3 protein-coding genes are annotated in these 4,071 nt (G+C 48.3%); 2 read left to right on the top strand and 1 reads right to left on the bottom strand.

Annotation, left to right across the window (positions count from 1 at the left end; genetic code table 11):
* Both AB4496_RS20280 and recG read left to right on the top strand, forming a co-directional pair.
* Nucleotides 1-779 (top strand): ACT domain-containing protein (locus tag AB4496_RS20280; protein WP_372131767.1); only part of this gene is annotated, 779 nt, incomplete at its 5' end.
* A 172-nt stretch (nt 780-951) separates the two neighbouring features.
* Nucleotides 952-3,030 carry an ATP-dependent DNA helicase RecG gene (gene recG / locus AB4496_RS20275; protein ID WP_102257553.1) on the top strand — a complete coding sequence of 693 codons (2,079 nt, stop codon included), beginning with the start codon at nt 952-954 and terminating at the stop codon, nt 3,028-3,030.
* Between the two features lie 67 nt (nt 3,031-3,097).
* Here recG and envZ read toward each other — a convergent pair.
* On the bottom strand, nt 3,098-4,071 hold a 974-nt coding region (gene envZ, locus AB4496_RS20270; RefSeq protein WP_372131765.1), incomplete at its 5' end, for a two-component system sensor histidine kinase EnvZ.

Here is a 4,071-nt window from a genome sequence, read left to right as displayed (position 1 = left end):
GTGCTCCGGGCGCACGTCCGAACGCAGCATGGCTCAACTATGTAGTGACCTCACGTGCGCGTACGAAGATCCGTCAGGTTCTGAAAACGATGCGTCGTGAAGAGTCGATTACCCTTGGCCGTCGCCTACTGAACCATGCACTTGGTGAACACTCTATTGCCGATGTCGGTCAAGAGAATATCGAACATGTATTGTCTGATCTACGTCTCGATGACATTGAAGACTTGCTAGCATCGATTGGTCTTGGTGAGCTGATGAGTATCGTTATTGCTCGTCGTTTATTGGGCGATGCTGACGAACTGACTGAAGTGGCAAACAACAGCGATACGTCTAGGAAGAAATTACCTATCCGTGGTGCTGAAGGCCTATTACTGACGTTCGCCAACTGTTGTCACCCGATTCCAGATGATCACATTATTGCTCATGTATCTCCAGGTCGTGGTCTTGTGGTGCACCGTGAAACGTGTCCAAACGTTCGTGGTTACCAGAAAGAACCGGATAAATACATGGCGGTTGAATGGTCTGACGATTACAACCAAGAGTTCACGGCTGAACTTCAGGTCGAATTACAGAACCATCAAGGTGCGCTGGCTGAGCTAACTAACGTTATCTCGAAAACAGGCTCGAACATTCACGGTATTTCAACCGAAGAACGTGACGGACGCTTGTACACAGTGACTATCTTGTTGACCACGAAAGATCGTGTTCATTTAGCGAGCATTATGAAGAAGCTACGTGTGATGCCACACGCGCTCAAAGTAAGACGTCGTAAGAACTAACGTTCGAACTTATTGGCAACTTTGCTAAGAATTGAAATCCCCTTAATGCTTTATCGCTTAAGGGGATTTTTTATAACTGAATCCTCGAATTTATCTGACTCCATTCCTGCCTGTACAAAAATCCAGTAAAATGCTTGAATAGATTATCTCTCTTACGTTTATGAGTCTTGTTATGTCACAGCTTTTATCTGCTATCCCTCTCAACTCTTTATCTGGAGTCGGCGCAAAAGTCGCAGAGAAACTGGAAAAGGTTGGGCTTAACAATGTACAAGACCTGCTATTTCATCTGCCTTTGCGCTATGAAGATAGAACTCGTATCTACCCCATCGTAAAGCTGCATGCCGGGCTGTGGGCTGCTGTGCAAGGCAAGGTGATGCATGTTGATACCATTTTCGGTAAACGTAAGATGCTCGCAGTAAAGATCAGCGATGGTAACGGCACGATTACTCTGCGCTTTTTCAACTTTACTGCAGGAATGAAGAATAACTTTGCCGAAGGCAAACAAGTGCATGCTTATGGTGAGATCAAGCGCGGCAATATGGGGCTTGAGATCGTCCATCCGGATTACAAATTCTTTGCTCCTAGGCAACAGCCAGATGTTGAAGCGAATCTGACTCCGGTGTATCCAACCACTGAAGGACTAAGACAAGTCACGCTACGTAACCTTACCGATCAAGCTCTAGAGTTAATCGATAAAGCAGCCGTCAATGAGCTGCTACCGTCTGGTCTATACGACCACCAAATTACCCTCGCACAAGCACTGCATGCCATTCACAGACCGCCCCCGGGCATTGACCTAGAGCTGTTTGATGAAGGCAAGCACCCTGCGCAACTGCGCCTAATTATGGAAGAGTTGCTGGCTCAAAACCTGTCGATGTTGTCTGTTCGTAGCAAAGGACAGCAAGACAAGGCAATGCCTTTTCCTCCAGTAAACACTCTTAAAGATAAGCTACTGGCTCAGCTGCCGTTTTCACCAACCAATGCCCAAGCACGAGTGACCAAAGAGATCGAAGCTGACTTGGAAAAGCCGCACCCTATGATGCGTTTAGTGCAAGGTGATGTGGGCTCTGGTAAAACCTTAGTCGCTGCACTCGCGGCTGTTCGCGCATTGGAACATAGTCAGCAAGTGGCACTGATGGCACCAACCGAACTATTGGCAGAACAGCACGCGATTAACTTTGCTAACTGGTTTGAGGCAATGGGTATTCAAGTTGGATGGCTAGCAGGTAAGCTCAAAGGCAAGGCTCGTGAAACTGAACTAACACGAATTGCCAGCGGCGAAGCGCAAATGGTGGTCGGTACTCATGCGCTATTTCAAGAGCATGTCGAGTTCAACAACCTTGGTTTAGTGATCATTGATGAGCAGCACCGATTTGGCGTCCACCAGCGACTAGAGCTGCGTGAAAAAGGCGTGAAGCAAGGTTATTATCCTCACCAACTGGTGATGACGGCAACACCAATTCCACGAACGCTGGCGATGACGGCCTATGCCGACCTCGAAACCTCGATTATTGATGAGTTACCACCGGGGCGAACCCCAATTCAAACCGTCGCGATTCCTGATACTAAACGCGATGACATTGTTGAACGTGTGAAAAATGCGTGTCTCAATGAAGGCAAACAAGCTTACTGGGTGTGCACGTTGATCGATGAATCCGAAGTATTGGAAGCTCAAGCTGCCGCTGATACCGCAGAAGAGCTGCAACGCAAACTGCCCGACGTAAAAATTGGTTTGGTTCATGGCCGAATGAAACCCGCAGAGAAACAAGCGGTGATGCAGGAATTCAAAGAGAACAAACTGCACCTGTTAGTTGCTACAACCGTGATTGAAGTAGGTGTGGATGTACCGAATTCGAGCTTAATGATCATCGAGAACCCAGAGCGTCTTGGTCTAGCGCAACTGCACCAACTGCGTGGCCGTGTTGGCCGTGGTTCGGTCGCAAGCCATTGTGTACTGTTGTACCACTCCCCACTATCTAAAACCGCTCAGAAACGCTTAGGGGTACTTCGTGAAAGTAACGATGGCTTTGTTATTGCTCAGCGTGACTTAGAGATCCGTGGCCCCGGTGAGCTACTTGGCACTAAACAAACAGGCTTGGCTGACTTTAAGATTGCCGACTTAGTCCGTGACCAACGTTTGATACCTGAAGTGCAGCGTATCGCGCGTCATATCCACGATAGCTACCCAGACAATGCCAAGGCGATCATCAACCGCTGGCTGGGTGAGCGCGATGTGTATTCTAAGGCGTAATTCGCCCTCATATCTTGCTTAAAACGTAAAAAGGCTTCTACAAGGAAGCCTTTTTCGTGCGTATAGCCTAAGGTTTCACAGGGAAACTGATCTGCGCCTTCAAGCCACCCTCACTGCGGTTATTCACCACCACCGCACCTTGGTGTTGGCTGACAATACGTTTCACGATCGCTAAACCTAAACCTGTCCCTTCACTACCACGAGCCGTGTCACCACGAGTGAACGGTTCAAACAACTTACCAATTTGGTCTTGTGGAATACCCGGACCATTATCTTCTACCGTTACCCAAGCCAGTTTGTTATCTGCTGTCATGCCAGTCGATACTTTGACCCAACCATTACCGTAGCGCAGCGCATTTACCACCAAATTACTCACCGCACGCTTCATCGCGATCGGGTTACCCAAAGCAGGTTTCATGGTTTCTGGAATATCGGTTTCAATCTGAACCTCATAGCCTCCTTCAGAGCTAGAGACCTCGCGCGCAATATCATCGACAAATACCGCCTGGAATGAGTCTCGGTCCACAGGCTTTAGGTAATCCATAAACTGACTGATGATCTCATTGCACTCTTCAGTATCACTGATGATCCCTTCCGCTAGATAGCTATCTTCTGGCGACATCATCTCAGTCGCCAAGCGAATACGCGTGAGTGGTGTACGCAGATCATGGCTGATACCCGCCATTAGTAGGGCTCTATCTTCTTCGAGTTCTTGAATGCCTTTCGACATCTGATTAAAGGCTCGAGTTACCGAGCGAATCTCTTGTGCACCTTGTACTGGTAAGGGCGGTGGAATATCACCTCGCCCAACACCTTGCGCGGCTTTCTCTAGGGCTATCAACGGCCGATTTTGCAAGCGGATAAACAGCCACCCACCAGCAACAATCAACAACGCCATGATCAGACTGTTACGAAATAGAGGCGCAAAGTCTTCTTCTTGCAGCTCAGACAGGGGAATACGAATCAAGGAGTTAGGCAACTGCGCAATGTCCATCCACAACACGTAACTTTCTTTGCCCAAAACCAATCGCACTTCGGTTT

Origin of the sequence: Vibrio sp. 10N.222.46.A1 (assembly GCF_041473595.1) — a bacterium.
GTDB lineage: Bacteria > Pseudomonadota > Gammaproteobacteria > Enterobacterales > Vibrionaceae > Vibrio > Vibrio tasmaniensis_A.
The sequence above is the reverse complement of the archived record's forward strand: the minus strand, read 5'-3'. Positions and strand labels throughout refer to the sequence as shown.

Excerpts from the sequence above, each read along its gene's own strand:
- recG (WP_102257553.1), top strand. The coding sequence starts at position 952 with ATGTCACAGCTTTTATCTGCTATCCCTCTCAACTCTTTATCTGGAGTC.